This window comes from Rhodococcus sp. NPDC056506, assembly GCF_042794945.1.
Classification (GTDB): domain Bacteria; phylum Actinomycetota; class Actinomycetes; order Mycobacteriales; family Mycobacteriaceae; genus Rhodococcus_F.
In genome coordinates, this window is the sequence record NZ_JBHTSW010000016.1 from 69,469 (window position 1) to 89,432 (window position 19,964).

A 19,964-nucleotide genomic window follows, 5' to 3' on the forward strand; every position below is an offset into this window, starting at 1 on the left:
GTGTTGTGAATCACACCCCACCGGGGGGTGGGATTGCAGTCACCGATTTGGTGGGTGCGCCCAGGAAGAACACGTTTACATAGGAGCTTGCAATGACCGTGTACGCCCGCCCAGGTACCGCCGACGCGATCATGTCCTTCCAGTCTCGATACGACAACTGGATCGGCAACGAATGGGTTGCTCCGGTCAAGGGCCAGTACTTCGAGAACCCGACACCGGTGACCGGACAGAATTTCTGTGATGTGGCCCGTTCCACCGCAGAAGACATCGAGCTCGCTCTCGACGCAGCGCACGCAGCAGCTCCGGCCTGGGGCAAGACCTCGGTCGCCGAGCGCGCGATCATCTTGAACAAGATCGCTGATCGTATGGAGGAGAACCTCGAATCCATCGCACTCGCCGAGTCGTGGGACAACGGCAAGCCGATCCGCGAGACCCTCAACGCCGACATTCCGCTCGCCATCGATCACTTCCGTTACTTCGCGGGAGCTATTCGCGCACAGGAAGGTTCGCTCTCGGAGATCAATTCCGACACCGTGGCCTACCACTTCCACGAGCCGCTCGGTGTAGTCGGTCAGATCATTCCGTGGAACTTCCCGATCCTCATGGCCGTGTGGAAGCTTGCGCCCGCCCTCGCTGCCGGCAATGCCATCGTGCTCAAGCCTGCCGAGCAGACACCCGTCTCGATCCTGCACCTCATCGGCATCATCGGTGACCTGCTGCCTGCCGGTGTTCTCAACATCGTCAACGGCTTCGGCGTCGAGGCCGGAAAGCCGCTGGCGTCGAGCCCGCGAATCAAGAAGATCGCGTTCACCGGCGAAACCACCACCGGTCGCTTGATCATGCAGTACGCATCGCAGAACCTCATCCCCGTCACCCTCGAACTCGGTGGCAAGAGCCCCAACATCTTCTTCTCCGACGTTCTCGCTTCCAACGACGACTACCAGGACAAGGCGCTCGAGGGCTTCACGATGTTCGCCCTCAACCAGGGCGAGGTCTGCACCTGCCCGTCGCGTTCGCTGATCCAGGAAGACATCTTCGACGAGTTCCTCGCGATGGCAGCCATCCGCACCAAGGCTGTGCGCCAAGGAGATCCGCTCGACACCGACACCATGATCGGCGCGCAGGCCAGCAACGACCAGCTCGAGAAAATCCTCTCGTACATCGAGATCGGCAAGGCCGAAGGCGCCAAGGTCATCACCGGCGGCGAGCGGGCCGAACTCGGCGGAGACCTGTCCGGCGGCTACTACGTCCAGCCGACTGTCTTCACCGGCAACAACAAGATGCGCATCTTCCAGGAGGAGATCTTCGGACCAGTCGTCTCGGTCACCTCGTTCAAGGACTACGACGAGGCCATCGAAATCGCCAACGACACCCTCTACGGTTTGGGTGCCGGTGTCTGGTCCCGCGACGGCGGAGTTGCGTACCGCGCTGGCCGTGACATCCAGGCCGGTCGCGTCTGGACCAACACGTACCACCAGTACCCGGCACACGCCGCCTTCGGTGGATACAAGCAGTCCGGCATCGGCCGCGAGAACCACCTGATGATGCTCTCGCACTACCAGCAGACCAAGAACCTCCTGGTCAGCTACGCCCAGAAGGCTCAGGGCTTCTTCTGATCGACCCCCGGCACCCGTGAGCCCCTCGCTGCGGGTGCCGGTGAGCACGACTGCAACATGCACACCTGCACAACAACACGGAGGTTGGAATGAGCGCCACGGTCACACCCGATACCGGCGCCGTTCCACCCCGGTTGGTGACCACCGCTGGGGCGGCTGACCTCCTGCGCCGCCTCAGCGGGACTCACGGCGAACTGATGATGCATCAATCCGGTGGATGCTGTGACGGCTCCGCCCCGATGTGTTATCCCTCAGGGGAATTCATCGTCGGAGACCGTGACGTACTACTTGGAATTGTCGACCTCCGGCTTGCTGTCGGAGAGATTCCCGAAGACCTTCCCACCGGAACGGACGCTGTACAGGTCTGGATTTCCGGATCACAGTTCGAAGCCTGGAAGCACACCCAGTTGGTTCTGGACGTCGTGCCCGGGCGAGGCGGTGGATTCAGCTTGGAGTCTCCTGAAGGATTCAGATTCCTCAGTCGAGCAAGGGCATTCACGCCGGAAGAGAACGAAGCACTCGGCGCGTCGAGCATTCTCGTCGGCGCAGATTGGGAAGCGGGCGTGCGGCCTCTGCCGCCGACGGTTCCCCAGGTGGTCGCCGAGGCCGTCGATGCCTGCCCGGTGCCGGGTGCGGCGCGCCGGGCCTGAAGAAACTCGGGGGCCGACCACATGACAGCCAGTTAACAGCGCGGTCATCTCCAGGCGACCTTCTCCGTACATCGCCCACATACCGTTCATTTCACGCGACGCATCCACCGTGCGTCGTCTCATTCTTGACCGATTCAGAGGATGGACATGTCTCTTTCCGACCACGCAACCGGCAAAAACGCCGGTGCCGCGGGTGCACACCACGACGGCGCCGACTTCCACGCGGAAGACAATTCGTATCTGGAGAAACGAACACTCCGAAAGGGAACAGCAGGGTGGGTGCTGCTTGCGGGGTTGGGCGTCAGCTATGTGATTTCCGGTGACTACGCCGGCTGGAACAACGGGCTGGCCGAAGGCGGCTTCGGTGGCCTTCTCATCGCGGCCGTCGTCATCGCGGGTATGTACCTGGCGATGGTGCTCGGTATGGCCGAGATGTCTTCGGCGCTTCCGGCTGCGGGTGGCGGGTACACGTTCGCCAGACGGGCCATGGGTCCCTGGGGTGGATTTGCCACCGGCACAGCAATTCTCATCGAGTACTCGATAGCGCCCGCGGCGATCGCGACGTTCATCGGTGCGTACGTCGAGTCCCTGAACCTGTTCGGGATCACCGACGGGTGGTGGGTGTACCTCGCGGTGTATGCGATCTTCATCGGCATTCACCTCACCGGTGCCGGTGAGGCACTCAAGGCGATGTTCATCATCACGGCCATCGCACTCGTCGGCCTGGTCGTGTTCGCGGTTTCGGCTGTCGGCCTTTTCGATTCGTCCAACCTCACCGATATCGCCGTCGACACCAGCGCCGTTGGATCGTCGTCGTTCCTGCCGTTCGGTCTGCTGGGAATTTGGGCCGCCGTGCCCTTCGCGATCTGGTTCTTCCTCGCCGTCGAAGGTGTACCGCTGGCCGCCGAGGAAGCACGCGAGCCGGAGAAGAACGTCCCGCGCGGCATCATCATCAGCATGTTGATCCTGATCGTCACAGGCGCAACGGTCCTCTTTCTCGCCACGGGCGCGCTCGGTGCCGACGCCCTGTCCACCTCCGGAAATCCGCTCGTCGAGGCTCTGGGGGACAGCGGAGCGGCAAAGGCGGTCAACTACATCGGGCTTGCCGGTCTGGTCGCGAGCTTCTTCTCGATCATGTACGCATATTCGCGTCAGACGTTCGCGCTCTCACGTGCCGGCTACCTGCCGAAGAACCTGTCGGTGACCAACAAGCGCAAGGCACCCACTCTTGCTCTCGTCGTTCCCGGAATCATCGGCTTCGCGCTCTCGCTCACCGGTGAAGGTGCCATGTTGCTCAACATGGCCGTGTTCGGCGCGGCAGTCAGCTACGTCCTGATGATGGTGAGTCACATCGTCCTTCGCAAGCGTGAGCCGAACATGCCGCGCCCGTACCGCACTCCCGGCGGTATCGCCACCACCTCGTTTGCACTCGTGATCGCAGCAGTGTCCGTGGTGGCAACCTTCCTGGTGGATCCCGTTGCAGCACTGCTGACGTTGGTCGCCTTCGGTGTTCTCATGGCGTACTTCGGTCTCTACAGTCGCCACCACCTTGTTGCCAACTCGCCGGACGAGGAGTTTGCTGTACTTGCACAGGCGGAAGAAGAATTGGGATGAGTCGCGGGATGGCCAAGTATCACCAGCAGGTATCCGGAACCAACTACTCGTTCGACGGTCTCGTCGATCTGATGGCGAAGGCGACACCGCTGCGCTCGGGCGACGAGCTCGCCGGTTGCGCGGCAAGCTCCGACGCCGAACGTGCTGCTGCCCAATGGGTTCTGGCTGACCTTCCCCTGACTGTATTCCTCGAGGATCTTGTGGTTCCGTACGAGGACGACGAGGTGACTCGGCTCATCATCGACAGCCACGATCGCCTGGCCTTTGCACCGGTGGCACACCTGACCGTCGGCGGACTGCGGGACTGGTTGCTCGAGACGGCGTCGGCGCCGGAAGCTTCCGCACGCTTGTCTGCCGTCAGTCCCGGGCTCACCCCGGAAATGGTTGCCGCGGTAAGCAAGATCATGCGCAATCAGGACCTGATCGCTGTCGCCAAGGCCATCACGGTCACCGCGGGGTTCCGTACGACCATCGGTCTGCCTGGTCGGTTGAGCACTCGACTGCAACCAAATCATCCGACGGACGATCCACGCGGCATCGCGGCGGCAACACTCGACGGTCTCCTGATGGGATGCGGCGACGCCGTCATCGGTATCAATCCCGCGACGGACTCTCCCCAGGCCACCTCGGATCTGCTCCACCTGCTCGACGACATCCGTCAGCGTTTCGAGATCCCAACTCAGTCGTGTGTGCTCTCGCACGTGACCACCACGATCGGACTGATCGAATCGGGGGTACCGGTCGATCTGGTTTTCCAATCGATCGCCGGCACCGAAGGCGCCAACTCCGGTTTCGGAGTGAACATTCCGCTGTTGCGCGAGGGCAACGAGGCCGGGCGTTCGTTGAACCGCGGAACGGTCGGCAACAACGTCATGTACCTCGAGACGGGTCAGGGGTCCGCCCTGAGTTCTGGGGCGCACCACGGCACCGGCGGAGCCCCGGTCGATCAGCAGACACTCGAAACCCGGGCATACGCGGTGGCACGTGATCTCGAACCGCTGCTGGTCAACACGGTGGTCGGCTTCATCGGCCCCGAGTATCTCTACGACGGCAAGCAGATCATTCGTGCGGGCTTGGAAGATCACTTCTGCGGAAAACTGCTCGGGCTGCCGATGGGAGTGGACGTCTGCTACACCAACCACGCCGAAGCCGATCAAGACGACATGGACAACCTCCTCACCCTGCTGGGCGTCGCCGGCGCTGCGTTCGTGATCGCGGTTCCTGGCGCCGACGACGTGATGCTCGGCTATCAAAGTCTGGCGTTCCACGACGCGCTGTACGTACGCAAGGTCCTCGGTTTGCAGCCCGCCCCGGAGTTCGAGACCTGGCTCCACAATTTGGGGATGACCGACGCAAACGGTCGGGTTCTTCCGATCGACGCCGAAATGTCGCCGCTGCGGGCTTTGACGGTGAACTCATGACCGAAGATCAGGCTCCGATCCTCGATTTCTGGGGTCCACTGCGCAAGACCACACAATCGCGTATCGGGTTGGGTCGCGCCGGTGATTCGTTGCCCACGAAGCGGGTTCTCGAATTCAAGGCAGCGCACGCCGCCGCTCGCGACGCAGTCCACGAGCCACTCGATTCGCAGACGCTTGCCAGTCGGGTCGAAGGGGTGGGTATCGGGGCACCGGTGGTCGTGGCGAGCAGTGTCTCCTCGCGCAGCGAGTATCTCCGGAGACCAGATCTGGGACGCCAGCCTGCCGACCTGAGTGCGATCTCGAGTTCTGACAAGGAGATCGGGTTCATCCTCGCCGACGGACTGTCGCCGCGCGCGCTGATGGACCACGGCGAACAACTCCTGTCCGCGTTGGTCACGGTGCTGGGAGAGCGGTATTCCATAGCGCCGCCCGTGATCGCCACGAACGCGCGTGTGGCACTGGGCGATCACATCGCCGCCGCGATGGGAGTGCAGACGGCGATCGTCCTGATCGGCGAACGTCCAGGGCTCTCTGTTGCGGACAGCGTCGGGATCTATCTGACTCACCTTCCACGCGTCGGTCGCACCGACGCGGATCGAAACTGCATTTCCAACGTCCACCCACCCGAGGGGCTCGGATACGAGCAGGCCGCTCGTGTCGTCCTGGGGCTGGTGGCGGGAGCGCGCCAGTTGGGCCGCTCCGGCGTCGACCTCAAGGACACCTCTCGCGCCGACGCCGTTGCGTCGGGAGAAGTGCTGACGCTCGATTAATTGACAGCTGCACGGCATACCCGGGTCGATCGACACTCGGGTGTGCCGTCGTACCCGAATCACGACGAAAACGAGGGAATCGATGTTCCGTTCGCTGCATGCCCGCGCCCTGTGCGCGTTGGCCGTAGGTAGTGTTCTGTTGAGTGCAACTGCTTGTAGTTCAACCGAAAGTGCTCCGAAAGAGGATGCGGCGCAGAGTGGTTCATCCTGCGCGCCACTGGATTCAGGTCTTGTCTGGTACGGCGACAACCGAACGAAGCTGGACTCCATGATCGCGGAGTTCGGGACGTGCGGTGCTGCAGGTGATGTCGATAAGGGTGCTCCGTTGGCGCTCTTCGACTGGGACAACACAGTTGTCAAGAACGACATCGGAAGCGCCACTGCCTTCTGGATGATCAAGAACAACAAGGTGTTACAGCCTGCCGGAGGGGACTGGGCAACCACCAGTCGCTTCATGACGCCAGCCGGCGCTTCCGCACTTTCCGCCGCCTGTGGCTCGGAGACCGCGCCGGGACAACCGTTGGCAACCAGCACCGACGTCGACTGCGCCGACGAGATCGTTGCGGTACTCGAAGAGAAGACTCGCGACGGGCAGGCCGCATTCGACGGTTACGATCACCGCCGGACCAAGGCAGCGTACGCGTGGGCCGTGCAGTTGATGGCGGGGCACACCGAGGACGAGATCACCGAGTACGCGCGCGCCGCACGCGCCGAGAATCTAGCTGCCGCAGAAGGATCCGATCAGATCGTCGGTACCACGGAAGTCGACGGCTCGGTGCGTTACTACGCGCAAATCGAAGATTTGGTGAAATCCCTCGGCGCTCATGGATTCGACGTGCGGATCATCTCCGCGTCGGCCGAACCGGTAGTTCGAGTCTGGGCGGAACAGCTGGGATTGGACGCCGATCACGTGATGGGTGTGCGGCCGATCGCCGAGGACGGTGTTCTGACCGGCCGCCTTCGTGGATGTGGTGGCGTTGCGGACGGCGACGACTCGGTCATTCCGTACATCGACGGCAAGCGGTGCCAGGTCAACGAGGTTGTCTACGGGGTCGTCGGGCCTACGGCGTTCGAGCAGTTGGCCGCCGATCGGCGTCAGGTATTTGCTGCCGGTGATTCTGTCACCGACGTGACCTTCCTCGGAGATGCGACCGGTGCGCGTCTGGTGATCAACCGCAACAACCCTGAACTGATGTGCAACGCCTACGACAACAGTGATGGAAAATGGCTGGTCAACCCCATGTTCATCGAACCGAAATCCCAGGCGGATGCACCTTATCGTTGCTCGACCGACGCGTACACCGACGCGGCCGGGGCCAAAGGCGCCGTCACTCGCGAGGACGGCAGCGTGATTCCCGATCAGGTCGATACCGTCGCCTGACAGCCGGCTTGCTGCGGTGACTTCACAACGATCGATCAGCGTGTGATCTGATTCTGTCGAGCCCTTTGTCGGGCTGCGGAAACCCTTGGGTGTCCGCTGAGATGCTGGAGCCGCAGTGGCGGCACGTGAGTAGGAGAAATCGATGGCCTTCGCTGGCAATGTGGACGAACTGGCACTGCTCCAAGCAGTACGTCTCAAGGAGCGGGTCGGAGCGGTTGTACTGGCCGAGCACCTGGGCGTCAGCGCAGCGTCCGGTCAAGCTGCGTACGACGCACTTGTCGCGCAGGGCAAAGCGGTCGAAGCAGAAGGTGCCATCAGCCTGACTGAGAAAGGCCTCGCGGAACTCGAAGATCAGTTGGACGCTGAGCGGGTTTCGATCGACGAGGACTCCATCGTCGAGGTGTACGAGGCTTTCGTTCCGCTGGACGAGGAGTTCGTTGCACTTATCGACGACGCAGACGCGAATTCCCTTGCCGAGCTGGACCGCCGGGCTGCAAACCTGTTCGACGATTTGTCAGCATTCGTTCCGCGGTTGTCCCGCTACCAGGATCTCTTCTCGGATGCTCTCGCGAAAGTTCAAGCGGGGGAGTCCAAGTGGATTTCGGAACCGATCATCGACTCCTACGCCACGGTGTGGGGAGAGATCCGTCAGGAACTGTTCGGGGCTGCCGGTAAGGCTTGATCCGTAGCTTTGGATTTTGACTCCGCTCAGCGTGGGTCGCCCGATTCGTGAGAAATGAATCGTGCGGCCCACGTTGTGTTCGAGGTCGTGAAACTCGTTACCATTGCATACAAGTCGTGACCGAGGTCACTCTTACCCCCTTTCGGGGGTAGTGCAGGGGTGAGCCACATCACTACCTTTCCTCCTATCGACGGTGATGCCCACAGGGCGACACCATAGGACCACGGAGGAATCGAGTGACCACAGTCTCTCCCACAGGCGGCACCAGTGCCGCCGGCGCCGGGGGCGCGAGTGCCGCAGGTGCGACGCAACCCCCGCAGACCACCAGCGTGCGGCGCGTCGCCATCGCGAGTTGCATCGGCACGACCATCGAGTTCTACGACTTCTTCATCTACGGAACTGCTGCAGCACTTGTCTTTCCGACGGTGTTCTTCCCCGCACTCGGTGCCACCGCGGGAACTGTCGCATCGTTTGCGACCTTCGCAGTCGCCTTCATCGCCCGCCCCGTCGGCGCAATGTTGTTCGGACACTTCGGCGATCGCATCGGTCGCAAGAAGACTCTGATCTCGACGCTCCTGCTCATGGGCATCTCGACGCTGCTGATCGGCTTGCTGCCCGGTGCGGCAACTATCGGTGTTGCCGCTCCGATCATCCTGGTGCTCTTGCGATTCGGCCAAGGCTTCGCGGTCGGTGGTGAATGGGCAGGCGCAACCCTGCTTACCGCGGAATACGCTCCACCGGGCAAACGTGGTCTGTACGCGATGTTCCCGCAGCTCGGCCCCGCAATTGCCTTCGTGCTCTCGAGCAGTACCTTCCTCATCACCGGCGCTGTCCTCGGCGATACCAACCAGGCCTTCCTCGACTACGGCTGGCGTATTCCGTTCCTGTTCTCGATCGTGTTGGTCGGCATCGGCCTCTACATGCGACTCGCTATCGAGGAGACTCCGGTCTTCAAGGCGGAGCAGGCAGAGCGCGTCGCAGAGCAGAAGAACGAAGCACCTCGCACCCTCCCGTTCCTGGATGCCTGGCGGTTCCAGACCAAGGAGATCCTGCTCTCGGCCGGCGCCTTGGCTTGCCTCTTCGCGTTCTTCTACATGGGCACGGCATTCCTCACGAGCTACGGAACCAAGACTCTCGGCTTCTCCCGCCCGTTCGTCCTGTCGGTCGGTATCGCTTCCGCCTTCGTTTTCGGTGCGGCGATCATCGTCTCCGCTCTGTACTCGGACCGCATCGGGCGTCGCAAGGTCATCATGATCTCGTGTGGTCTGGCCGTCGTCTGGGCTCTCGTGCTGTTCCCGCTCCTCGACACGGGATCGCCGATCGCCTTCGTCATCGGAATGTTCGGCACGCTGATGATCTTCGGAATCGCCTACGGCCCCTGCGGTGCGCTGCTTCCGGAAATGTTCCAGACCCGCTACCGCTACACCGGTGCCGGCCTCGGCTACAACCTCGCCGGAGTGCTCGGTGGCGCAGTGCCGCCGCTGATCGCCGCACCACTGGCCTCGGCCTACGGGAGCATGGCCATCGGAGTCATGCTGGCGATCCTGGGTGTGCTGAGCCTGATCTGCACCTGGGCGCTCGTCGAGACCAAGGATCACGCCCTGTAACCACAGCAGGCGGGTGGGGTGTCCGGACTTCAGACAGTTACGGCCACCCCGCACCGGGAAGTATGTCGTGCATCACACCGAATCGAGTAAATTCGTAGATGAGAGGGTCCGCTTCGGCGGCCCCTCTCATAGGTGCCTGAACAGGTAACCGGAGAGGACAGAACACATGAGTACCCCGCTGCCCAGCTATACGTCCGGAGTATGGGACGGTCCGATGCTGGGCGACACCATCGGAGACAACCTGGATCGCACGGTTGCCGCGCACGGTGACCGTGATGCGTTGATCGACCATGCCAGCGGTCGACGATGGACGTACCGGGAGTTCGCCGAGCAGGTGAACGGGCTCGCTGCCGGACTTCTTTCCCGTGGTGTGGGGAAGGGCGATCGGGTAGGGATATGGGCTCCGAACTGTCCGGAATGGACGTTCACGCAATATGCGACGGCAAAGATCGGGGCGATCCTGGTCAACATCAACCCGGCGTACCGCTCGCACGAGTTGCAGTACGTGCTCGAGCAGGCCGGGATCTCGACGCTGGTGTCTGCGGCGAGCTTCAAGACTTCGGATTACGCGTCGATGATCGAGACGGTGCGGCCGCAGTGCCCCGATCTGACGTCGGTGATCCTGCTCGGTTCACCCGAGTGGGACTCAGTGCTTGCAGACGGGTTGGCGGCGCAGGCAAACGATCCGGCTCCGCTCGCCGCTGCCCAAGCCTCATTGTCAGCCGACGACGCGATCAACATCCAATACACCTCGGGCACTACCGGTTTCCCGAAGGGCGCGACGCTCAGTCACCACAACATCCTCAACAACGGCTACTTCGTCGGCGAGTTGTGCCACTACAGCGAGGTGGATCGGGTGTGCATCCCGGTGCCGTTCTACCACTGCTTCGGCATGGTGATGGGCAACCTTGCGTGCACCACTCACGGTGCTGCCATGGTCATTCCGGGTCCGGCGTTCGATCCGCGTGCTTCGCTCGAAGCTGTTCAGGCCGAAAAGTGCACATCCCTCTACGGCGTTCCGACGATGTTCATCGCAGAGTTGGCCTTGCCGGACTTCGACAGCTTCGATCTGTCGAGCCTTCGCACCGGCATCATGGCCGGTTCACCCTGCCCGGTCGAGGTGATGAAGCAGGTCATCGATCGCATGGGGATGGCGGAGGTGTCCATCTGCTACGGAATGACGGAGACATCACCGGTGTCGCTGCAGACTCGCTCGGACGATTCGATCGAGCAGCGCACCGAAACGGTCGGACGGGTGGGGCCGCACCTCGAGATCAAGATCGTCGATCCGGCAACCGGATTGACGGTACCGCGCGGCGAACCTGGTGAGCTGTGCACACGTGGGTACTCGGTCATGCTCGGCTACTGGGAGAACCCGGAGAAGACCGCCGAGGCGATCGACGCTGCCAGGTGGATGCACACCGGAGACATCGGAGTGATGGACGAGGCCGGGTACGTCGCTATCACCGGACGCATCAAGGACATGGTCATCCGCGGTGGTGAGAACGTCTATCCGCGTGAGATCGAGGAATTCCTCTACACCCACCCCGACATTCTCGATGCTCAGGTCATCGGTGTACCCGATGCAAAGTACGGCGAGGAATTGATGGTGTGGGTCCAGATGCGCGAAGGCGCAGACGATCTGGACGCCGATTCGGTCCGTGCATTCTGCACCGGCAAGCTCGCGCACTACAAGATTCCGCGGTACGTCCACGTCGTGGACGAGTTCCCGATGACAGTCACGGGCAAGGTCCGCAAGATCGCGATGCGAGAACAGGCGATCGAATTGATCGGTCAGGCCTGAGAGTATGTCCGCGAACCCAGGGGAGCGTGAGCCGGTACGCCCCGAGATCGCGCTCTCCTGGAAGCGCTCTCGACTCAGTGGCCTCGACCCGTCGTCGGCCATCGCCGTGGACACCGAGGAGCAGGACGGCGAATCTCGTCTGCTTCGGGCCGCCGCACCTGTGCTCGACGAGGTTTCGCAACAGATCGCGGGCACCGGGTTCTGCGTCCTGCTGGCCGATCGGGACTGCCGAGTGGTCGCCTCGGTGTACTCCGACAGTCGAGTCGAGCGGACGATCGAGCGGTTGGGCGTCGTCAACGGTTCACGCTTCGGAGAAGAGCACGCTGGTACCAACGCGCTCGGTACGCCGCTCGAGGTCGGACGCAGTGTGGTGATCCACGGTGACGAGCATTTCCTCGACAGCCTCAAAGGATTGAGCTGCTACGGCCAGCCGATCCTGCATCCCGTCACCCGCCGCGTCGAGGGAATTCTCGACATGACCGGCGTTGTCTCGCAAGCCAACCCACTGTTCGCGCCATTCCTGGCGCGTGCGGCAGCGGACATCGAGAAGCGCCTGCTCGAGGGATCGAAAGCGTCGGAGCAGCGACTGGTCGACGCATTCCAACGAGTTTCGCATCAGCGTCACATTGCCGTTGCGGCCATCGGCGACGACATCCTGCTGAGTAATCGAACCGCCCTCGACCTGCTGGACACTGCTGATCACGTATCGCTCCGTTCCTTGATCGCCGATCTCAACCCGGATCAATCACGATTGGTGACAGTCGAATTGGCGTCCGGTGCGCTGGCGCGAGTTCAGGCCGACCGGATTTCCGGGGCGGACGGCGGGGCGCTCTTCCTGGTCGAACCACTCCAGCGTGAACGGGCGCCGATTCGTAGAACTCATGAGCGGGCCCCGTCTCCGGGCGAACGACTGCGCCGAGACTTGGTGCGAGCGCGGGCTGGTTCTGCCGCCGTGGCGATCTCGGGTGAGGCGGGTTCGGGCCGAACCTCGGCAGCATCGGACGTCGTCGGCAGCATCGACGCGAGTTGGCTCGATGCCACGCGGATTGCATTCGACGGACGTGAGCAATGGGTTACCGATCTTGTGCGAGCCGCCCGTAAGCGTTCGGGCGTCGTCGTGATCGAACAGGTGCAACTTCTTCCCGATTCGGTGTTGCCGCTGGTTGCAGACCTGATCGATGCGAGCGCCGAGGGGCCGCGGATCGTGCTGACCAGCGGCGCGGTAGCGGATCTACCGCCGACCATCGCATCGCTCATCTCGCGTTGTGCTTCCAGGGTTGTCATAGCCCCACTGCGTGAGCGACAAGCAGAGATCGCCGAGTTGGCGCAGGCGATGTTGGAAGGGATCTCGCCCGAACTGAGGTTGACCGCCAGTGCTACCGAAGCGCTCGCGGCGGCCAGTTGGCCGGGCAATCTGGCCGAGTTACGCGTCGTGCTGCATCGTGCCTCAGGCGATCGCTCCAACAACCGCATCGACGTCGCCGATCTGCCCGAGGACTACCGCACCACCACCAAGGTGTCGCGGTTGGCGGGGCGGGAGAAGGCCGAGCGTCAGGCGATCATCGGAGCGTTGAAAGACTGCGGCGGCAACAAGGTTCACGCGTCGGCGCAGCTCGGCATCAGCCGAAGCACTCTCTACACTCGTATGCGGGCGCTGGACATCACTGTGTAGTTCGCTGTCCGATTCCAGTTGTACAAAGTTCGGACAGTTAGCACCCTCGGAAGCGCGGAAGTATGGCGTGCATCACATTCGCACCTCACTACTTCAGGGGAGTTTCCGATGACGGCAGTAGCCGAACACACCATCAGTTCCGCGGTACAGGGTTTCCTGAACGGACCGAAGAAGCTCTACATCGGCGGTGAATTCGTCGACGCCGCTTCGGGTCAGACCTTCGCGACGTACAACCCGGCTGACGGACAGAAGCTCGCAGACGTGGCACACGGACAGGCCGAAGACATCGACCGCGCAGTGCGCGCCGCTCGCACGGCCTTCGAAGACGGCCCCTGGTCACGCATGAAGGCAAACGAGCGCGAGCGGATGATCTGGCGCGTCGGCGACATTCTCAGTGCCCGCGCCGAAGAGTTCGGTCAGCTCGAAGCTCTCGACAACGGCAAGTCCGTTGCCATCGCCACCGCCGTCGACGTGGCTTGGGCCGCAGACGTATTCCGCTACTACGCAGGCTGGGCCACCAAGATCGAAGGCAGCACTGTCAACGTGTCGATGCCATTCTCTCCGGGCGGCGAGTTTCATGCATACACACTGCGTGAGGCGATCGGCGTCTGCGGACTGATCGTCCCGTGGAACTTCCCGCTGCTCATGTCGTCGTGGAAGCTCGCACCCGCGCTCGCTGCCGGCAATACCGTGATCCTCAAGCCCGCAGAGCAGACCCCGCTCACCGCACTTCTTCTCGCAGAGGTATTCGAAGAAGCCGGCTTCCCTCCTGGCGTCGTGAACATCGTTCCCGGATTCGGCGATGCCGGTGCTGCCCTGTCCGGGCACGACGACGTGGACAAGGTCGCGTTCACCGGTTCTACCGAGGTGGGCAAGAAGATCGTCGACGCTGCAAAGGGCAATCTGAAGAAGGTCACGCTCGAGCTCGGTGGCAAGAGCCCCAACATCGTGTTCGCCGACGCGGATTTCGATTCCGCGGTGGAGGGTTCGCTCAACGCGTGGCTGTTCAACCACGGACAGTGCTGCGTTGCGGGCACTCGCCTGTACGTCGAGGACACCATCTTCGAGAAGTTCACCGAGGCTGTCGCGCACGCTGCGAGCCAGGTCAAGATCGGGCCCGGCCTCGACCCCACCACCCAGCTCGGACCGCTGGTCTCGCAGGAGCAGTTCGACAAGGTCACCGGCTACCTCCGTGAGGGAATCGCCGACGGCGCACGCGCACTGACGGGCGGTAACCGCTGGGGCGATCAGGGCTACTTCGTCGAGCCCACTGTCTTCGTCGACGTCAAGCCTGAATTCTCCATCGTCCAGGAGGAGATTTTCGGACCGGTCGTGGCGGCGTTGCCGTTCAACGCGGACGACGGACCGATCACTGCCGCAAACGATTCCATCTACGGCCTCGCTGCGGGCATCTGGACCCGGGACATCTCCAAGGCGCATCGCACGGCAAAGCGTCTGAAGGCCGGCTCGGTGTGGATCAACCAGTACAACGGCTTCGACACCGCGATGCCCTTCGGCGGATACAAGCAGTCCGGCTGGGGCCGCGAGCTCGGCGCTTCGGCCATCGATCTCTACACCCAGACCAAGGCCGTCAACATCGCCCTCTGACCGACCTCATCGCTCATTCTCTCGTCCGACAATCAAGGAGATCACCAGTGAAGACCAAAGCTGCTGTACTGCTCGAGCCCGGAAAGCCTTTCGAGATCATGGAACTCGACCTCGACGGCCCGGGTGTGGGTGAGGTACTGATCAAGTACACCGCGGCCGGACTGTGCCATTCGGATCTGCACCTGACCGACGGTGATCTCCCGCCGCGTTATCCGATCGTCGGCGGACACGAAGGCTCGGGCATCATCGAAGAGGTCGGCCCTGGCGTCACGAAGGTCAAGCCGGGCGATCATGTCGTGTGTAGTTTCATTCCCAACTGCGGCACCTGTCGCTACTGCTCGACCGGTCGCCAGAACCTGTGTGACATGGGCGCCACCATCCTCGAAGGTTCCATGCCCGACGGGTCCTTCCGTTTCCATGGCAACGGTCTGGACTTCGGCGGAATGTGCATGCTCGGAACGTTTTCCGAGCGGGCCACCATCTCGCAGCACTCGGTTGTCAAGATCGACGACTGGCTTCCGTTGGAGACCGCAGTGGTCGTCGGTTGCGGTGTGCCGTCGGGCTGGGGCACCGCCGTCAACGCCGGTAACCTTCGCGCCGGTGACACCGCGGTGATCTACGGCATCGGTGGTCTCGGCATCAACGCGGTCCAGGGTGCTGTTTCGGCTGGTTGCAAGTACGTAGTGGTGGTCGATCCGGTTGCTCTCAAGCGTGACACCGCACTGAAATTCGGTGCCACGCATGCCTTTGCAGATGCCGAGAGTGCGGCTGCCAAGGTCAACGAGCTGACCTGGGGACAGGGCGCCGACGCTGCGCTCATCCTTGTCGGCACCGTCGACGAGGACGTTGTCAGTGCAGCGACGGCAGTGATCGGTAAGGGTGGCACTGTCGTGATCACGGGTCTCGCCGATCCGGCCAAGCTGACCGTTCACGTGTCGGGTACCGACCTGACACTGAATCAGAAGACGATCAAGGGCACGCTGTTCGGTTCGATGAACCCGCAGTACGACATCGTCCGACTGCTGCGTCTTTACGATGCCGGTCAGCTCAAGCTCGATGAACTGATCACCAATACCTACAGCCTCGAAGACGTCAACCAGGGCTACCAGGATCTGCGTGACGGCAAGAACATCCGTGGCGTGATCATTCACGACAAGTAGGACAACTGCTGTGCGCCTTTATTAACCGCGGGCGGTTAATAAAGGCGCACAGCACTATTTCTTGGCTTTCGACAAAATCTGCATCAACTGAAGTAGCGCCGAGAACTTCGCGAACACCGAGCGCGAGACCACCGGACCGAAAGACGCGGTGTCGGTCGCATCGAATGCGTCGAGTAGATCCCGGAAGCTTTCGATCTGCTTGATCATCGCGTCCAGGTCGACGTGCGTTACGGCGTCGGCATCACGCAGAGCGAGCAGGTACTGCGGCGCCGTCACCAAGGCGACTGCCGGGATCTTCCGCTCGAACAGTGGTTCGCCCTCACCGAAATGAATGACCGGTCCTGGCGCCACGATTCGGCGATCGCCCGCCCCGATGTCGCGCCACAGCGGTGCAACGATGTTGTGTACTTCTCGGCTCGTCGCGTAGAGCAGTTCCGGTTCCGGAGTGGTCTCCAACGTATAGCTGCCGGTCGAGTTGTCCTCGGTGTCACCCAGTGCGCCGAGGTGCTCGATTGCGATCCCCGCTACTGCGCGCGACTGTCCGGCTTCGCCCTTCCACATCTCGGGGTGCGCTTCGAGCCAGGTGGACGTTGCCTGTCCGTGCTTGGACACCGCTGGAATACGAAGGTGGCCAGTCGTCAGGACAAAAACGTACGACCGTCGATGCGGCTGCGCGACGGCGTGGCGCGCCAACGCCAACATTCCCAGATGGCCGTTCTCCTCGACGCCGTTTGTTCCGTCACTGTGAGTGATGAGCAGAATCGTCTCTTCGGGTGAGGTTCCGGGGGACACTGCCCACACCGTGTCAGTCCGGATGTCCGGATGCAGAGTCGCGTCCAGTACCAGAGTCGCCAGCTGACCGGAACGAGCTGCAGCGACAACCTTCGCGCCCTCGTCGCCGGCCACCCAGACGGCGGGGATGTCGTGATATGGCTGCGTGAACGGAAGATATTGTCCCAGTGCGTTGTCCGGAGCGATGTCACGCCACACCGCGATCACGCCGAGGACACCGGCCTTGCGGGCCTTGTCTAGCTTCGGGCCCAGAAGTGTTGCGGAGAGAACCGGATTTCGAAGTGTCTCGTCGGTGGCGATCGGGCCCCACTCGCTGACCAGTAGCTTGCGGGGAAGATCGATGTGCGGGACCTCGATCACTGCGATCGCGCCCTTGGCCGCCGACCACTTGGGGCGTCGCGCGCTGACGTAGACCAGGGGAGCGGAGATTCCCTGTGGCCCGGTCAATCCGGAGTAGGGAAATGCGGACGAAACGCTGATCGGTCCCGTCGGCAATTCGATGCGAAGCCCCTCAGATGTGTCCGGTAGATCCCAGCGTTCGAAAGTGTGTGAATCACGCCGGACGTCGAGGCCTAGTTCGGTCAGTCCGTTCGCGACTTCTTGCACCACAGCGTGGTGTGAAGGCGATCCAGTCAATCGTGGACCCAGTGCGTCGAGTCGCTGTTGGCCGGCAAGGAGGAGATCGCGATCGACGGCCTGGCCGTGATTCATGGAATTGCCTTTCGTGCTCCGTGGCGTCTGCTCTGGTGAGGCGCCTGCCCGTGTCGTGTCCACGGTACCGAGCGGTCTGAAAACGAGACGAAGGCGCGTCGGATATGCCGTTTTCGCAGATATACCGGGTGCCAACGGGCCGATCGGTCCGTACCGTATGACCTTGGCACCGAAAGACTCCGTGTTCTTCGGACAGACCAGTCCACGGCGAGAGAGGCCTACGTTGGCTACGTATCTTTACAGGTTGGGGAAGTTTGCTTTCCGCCACAAGTATCTTGTGGTGGCCGCGTGGATCATCGTGATCGCGGTGGTGGGGGGCGCAATCAGCGCCACAAATCCGACGTTCTCCAAAGAATTCAATCTTCCGGGCACTGATTCCCAACGTGCGACCGAGTTGATGAACGAGAACTTTGCAGCGGCAGCCGAGCAGCAAACTCAGGCGTCGACCAGTATTCTCATCGCGGCAGACGACGGACTTGCCGCACACAGCGATCAGATCGACCAGTTGATCGCGCAGGCGAAGACGTTGCCGGACATCGTCGATCCCGAGAAGATCGTCAACCCGGTGACTCTCGCGGAGGCCAATCCGGCGGTGGCGTCGGCCGTTCTCGGGGACAACGGCAAGGTCGGGCTGATCCAGCTCAATCAGTCGATTCGCATCGAGGATCAGACGCAGGCCAACAAGACGGCGTTCCTCGACCTGATGGCAAAATTCCGCACCGGTGGCCTGCAAGTCGAAGGCACCGGCTCCATGATGCAGGTGCAGGCCGCAGGCGGTCTGTCGGAGATGCTCGGCTTCGCGGTGGCGTTCATCGTGATGATCGTGGCGTTCGGCGCGCTCATTGCGGCTTTCATTCCGTTGTTCACTGCAATTCTGGGAATTGCGCTGGCCACTCTGACGGTCACACTCGGTTCGGGCTTCTTCGACATCAACGAAGGCGTCACAGGAATCGTCACGATGATCGGCATCGCAGTCTCGATCGACTACGCGTTGTTCATCGTTTCGCGCTACCGCAGTGAGCTCAATTTGGGCGGAACGAGGGAAGCAGCAGTCGGGCGCGCAGTGGGTACTGCCGGTTCGTCCGTCGTCTTCGCCGGCCTGACGGTTGTGGTCGCGCTGGCAGCCCTGGCGGTGGTCGGGGTTCCAATGATCACCCAGATGGGAATCTCTGCAGCCGTTGCCGTCATCATCGCTGTCCTCGGCGCAATCACGTTGATCCCGGCTGTCCTGGGTATCTTCGGCCGATTCGCGTTCTCGCCTCGTATCCCCGGCCTTCGCCACGGTGACGAGCCCGAGACGATGGAATCCAACGGTCATCGCTGGGCCAAGATAGTCACCAAATACCCGTGGCCGATCGCTGGTGCTGCTCTGGTTCTCCTGGTGATCGCGGCTATTCCGATGACCAAGCTCGAACTCGGACTCTCCTTCACTCAGGACGAAGAGCGACCGGCGCTGGCCCTACTGCAACGAGGGTTCGGTGAAGGCGTCAACGGTGAGTTGTTCGTCGTGCTCGATGCACCCGACGGTACCGACATCACCGCGATTGCCGAAGGCACTGTCGCGCACATCAAGGGCCTCGACAACGTCGCAACGCCGGATCAGCTGATGTGGGTCGGAAACGGACCGGACGCGGCAAACCCGATGGCGGGCGCCAACTCTGCCCTGATCGCCGTCACCCCGCAGATGTCCCCGAGTGGACCCGAAACCCACGAACTGATGAATCAGATTCGTGACTACGGATCGACGGTGAAGTCGGAGGGAGCTGAACTCGGTGTGGCGGGTCAAACCGCGATCGTTGCCGACATGTCGTCGAAGCTCAGTTCCGCGCTCATCCCTTATCTGATCGTGGTGGTCGGGCTGGCGTTCATCATCATGATGGTCGTCTTCCGCTCGATCCTGGTGCCGCTGACCGCAACTCTCGGATTTTTGTTCTCCGTCTGTGCGACCTTCGGCGCCACGGTGGCGATTTTCCAAGAAGGCGACTTCGGGCTGATCGAGCACACTCAACCGATCATTTCGTTCCTACCGATCTTCATGATCGGCGTGGTGTTCGGGTTGGCGATGGACTATCAAGTGTTCCTCGTGACGAGAATGCGCGAGGAATATGTGCACGGATTGTCGGCCAAGGACGCCATCGTCTCCGGCTACACCCATGGTGCTCGCGTGGTCGCGTCGGCGGCGATCATCATGATCTCCGTGTTCGGCGCATTCATGCTGTCCTCGGAGACGACAAGCAAGATGATGGGCTTCGGTCTGGCGGCGGCAGTCTTCTTCGACGCCTTCATCATCCGCATGATCGTGATCCCTGCGGTCATGTCGATTCTCGGTGATTCGGCGTGGAAGTTGCCCGCGTGGCTCGACAAGATCCTGCCGAATGTCGACATCGAGGGTGAAGCGATTCGGCGGATTCCGATCGATCAAGACCCGGACTCCGATCCAGACCCGAATAAGGTTCCTGTCAGGGTGTAAGCACTC

The 19,964-nt window shown here is 62.1% G+C and carries 14 protein-coding genes; 13 read left to right on the forward strand and 1 reads right to left on the reverse strand.

Annotated elements, in window-relative coordinates:
• Positions 1 to 92: 92 nt before the first annotated feature.
• From adh to ACFQ6H_RS15530, 12 genes are all read left to right on the forward strand, one after another.
• On the forward strand, positions 93 to 1,616 hold the full coding sequence (adh, locus tag ACFQ6H_RS15475; protein WP_007730158.1) for an aldehyde dehydrogenase: 1,524 nt from the start codon (positions 93 to 95) through the stop codon (positions 1,614 to 1,616).
• 89 nt (positions 1,617 to 1,705) lie between these two features.
• Positions 1,706 to 2,266: a DUF779 domain-containing protein gene (locus tag ACFQ6H_RS15480; protein ID WP_378537760.1), complete on the forward strand. Its 561-nt coding sequence runs from the start codon at positions 1,706 to 1,708 to the stop codon at positions 2,264 to 2,266.
• 141 nt (positions 2,267 to 2,407) lie between these two features.
• Positions 2,408 to 3,880 carry an ethanolamine permease gene (eat, locus tag ACFQ6H_RS15485; protein WP_003941913.1) on the forward strand — a complete coding sequence of 491 codons (1,473 nt, stop codon included), beginning with the start codon at positions 2,408 to 2,410 and terminating at the stop codon, positions 3,878 to 3,880.
• On the forward strand, positions 3,877 to 5,301 hold the full coding sequence (locus ACFQ6H_RS15490; protein WP_378548791.1) for an ethanolamine ammonia-lyase subunit EutB: 1,425 nt from the start codon (positions 3,877 to 3,879) through the stop codon (positions 5,299 to 5,301). Before eat ends, ACFQ6H_RS15490 begins: the two co-directional genes overlap by 4 nt.
• Positions 5,298 to 6,071 (forward strand): ethanolamine ammonia-lyase subunit EutC, encoded by a 774-nt coding sequence (eutC, locus tag ACFQ6H_RS15495; protein WP_378537764.1) that lies wholly within the window; start codon positions 5,298 to 5,300, stop codon positions 6,069 to 6,071. The genes ACFQ6H_RS15490 and eutC overlap by 4 nt, the downstream gene beginning before the upstream one ends.
• An 82-nt stretch (positions 6,072 to 6,153) precedes the next feature.
• Positions 6,154 to 7,452: an HAD family hydrolase gene (locus ACFQ6H_RS15500; RefSeq protein WP_378647061.1), complete on the forward strand. Its 1,299-nt coding sequence runs from the start codon at positions 6,154 to 6,156 to the stop codon at positions 7,450 to 7,452.
• 142 nt (positions 7,453 to 7,594) lie between these two features.
• Positions 7,595 to 8,134 (forward strand): hypothetical protein, encoded by a 540-nt coding sequence (locus ACFQ6H_RS15505; RefSeq protein WP_378647063.1) that lies wholly within the window; start codon positions 7,595 to 7,597, stop codon positions 8,132 to 8,134.
• A gap of 236 nt (positions 8,135 to 8,370) precedes the next feature.
• Complete coding sequence (locus ACFQ6H_RS15510; RefSeq protein WP_378447250.1) at positions 8,371 to 9,741, forward strand: MFS transporter; 1,371 nt, start codon at positions 8,371 to 8,373, stop codon at positions 9,739 to 9,741.
• A gap of 166 nt (positions 9,742 to 9,907) precedes the next feature.
• Entirely contained in the window at positions 9,908 to 11,545 is a 1,638-nt protein-coding gene (locus ACFQ6H_RS15515) for an AMP-binding protein (protein WP_378647065.1), read from the forward strand.
• 4 nt (positions 11,546 to 11,549) lie between these two features.
• Positions 11,550 to 13,217, forward strand: a complete 1,668-nt coding sequence (locus ACFQ6H_RS15520) for a sigma-54-dependent Fis family transcriptional regulator (RefSeq protein ID WP_378537775.1) — start codon at positions 11,550 to 11,552, stop codon at positions 13,215 to 13,217.
• 108 nt (positions 13,218 to 13,325) lie between these two features.
• Positions 13,326 to 14,825: an aldehyde dehydrogenase family protein gene (locus ACFQ6H_RS15525; RefSeq protein WP_019744236.1), complete on the forward strand. Its 1,500-nt coding sequence runs from the start codon at positions 13,326 to 13,328 to the stop codon at positions 14,823 to 14,825.
• A 47-nt stretch (positions 14,826 to 14,872) separates the two neighbouring features.
• The gene (locus ACFQ6H_RS15530; RefSeq protein WP_378447253.1) at positions 14,873 to 15,985 is read left to right on the forward strand and encodes an NDMA-dependent alcohol dehydrogenase; all 1,113 of its coding nucleotides are present in this window, start codon (positions 14,873 to 14,875) and stop codon (positions 15,983 to 15,985) included.
• A 54-nt stretch (positions 15,986 to 16,039) separates the two neighbouring features.
• Here ACFQ6H_RS15530 and ACFQ6H_RS15535 read toward each other — a convergent pair whose 3' ends face one another.
• A complete protein-coding gene (locus ACFQ6H_RS15535) occupies positions 16,040 to 17,488 on the reverse strand; it encodes a hypothetical protein (RefSeq protein WP_378647072.1) in 1,449 nt (482 codons plus the stop codon).
• A 223-nt stretch (positions 17,489 to 17,711) separates the two neighbouring features.
• Here ACFQ6H_RS15535 and ACFQ6H_RS15540 point away from each other — a divergent pair, with 223 nt between their 5' ends.
• On the forward strand, positions 17,712 to 19,958 hold the full coding sequence (locus ACFQ6H_RS15540; protein WP_378638545.1) for an MMPL family transporter: 2,247 nt from the start codon (positions 17,712 to 17,714) through the stop codon (positions 19,956 to 19,958).
• Positions 19,959 to 19,964: the final 6 nt, after the last annotated feature.

What these genes read in the sequence shown, in the direction of transcription:
- adh (WP_007730158.1), top strand. Translation starts at nt 93, where the DNA reads ATGACCGTGTACGCCCGCCCAGGTACCGCCGACGCGATCATGTCCTTC.
- ACFQ6H_RS15480 (WP_378537760.1), top strand. Translation starts at nt 1,706, where the DNA reads ATGAGCGCCACGGTCACACCCGATACCGGCGCCGTTCCACCCCGGTTG.
- eat (WP_003941913.1), top strand. Translation starts at nt 2,408, where the DNA reads ATGGACATGTCTCTTTCCGACCACGCAACCGGCAAAAACGCCGGTGCC.
- ACFQ6H_RS15490 (WP_378548791.1), top strand. Translation starts at nt 3,877, where the DNA reads ATGAGTCGCGGGATGGCCAAGTATCACCAGCAGGTATCCGGAACCAAC.
- eutC (WP_378537764.1), top strand. Translation starts at nt 5,298, where the DNA reads ATGACCGAAGATCAGGCTCCGATCCTCGATTTCTGGGGTCCACTGCGC.
- ACFQ6H_RS15500 (WP_378647061.1), top strand. Translation starts at nt 6,154, where the DNA reads ATGTTCCGTTCGCTGCATGCCCGCGCCCTGTGCGCGTTGGCCGTAGGT.
- ACFQ6H_RS15505 (WP_378647063.1), top strand. Translation starts at nt 7,595, where the DNA reads ATGGCCTTCGCTGGCAATGTGGACGAACTGGCACTGCTCCAAGCAGTA.
- ACFQ6H_RS15515 (WP_378647065.1), top strand. Translation starts at nt 9,908, where the DNA reads ATGAGTACCCCGCTGCCCAGCTATACGTCCGGAGTATGGGACGGTCCG.
- ACFQ6H_RS15520 (WP_378537775.1), top strand. Translation starts at nt 11,550, where the DNA reads ATGTCCGCGAACCCAGGGGAGCGTGAGCCGGTACGCCCCGAGATCGCG.
- ACFQ6H_RS15525 (WP_019744236.1), top strand. Translation starts at nt 13,326, where the DNA reads ATGACGGCAGTAGCCGAACACACCATCAGTTCCGCGGTACAGGGTTTC.
- ACFQ6H_RS15535 (WP_378647072.1), bottom strand. Translation starts at nt 17,488, where the DNA reads ATGAATCACGGCCAGGCCGTCGATCGCGATCTCCTCCTTGCCGGCCAA.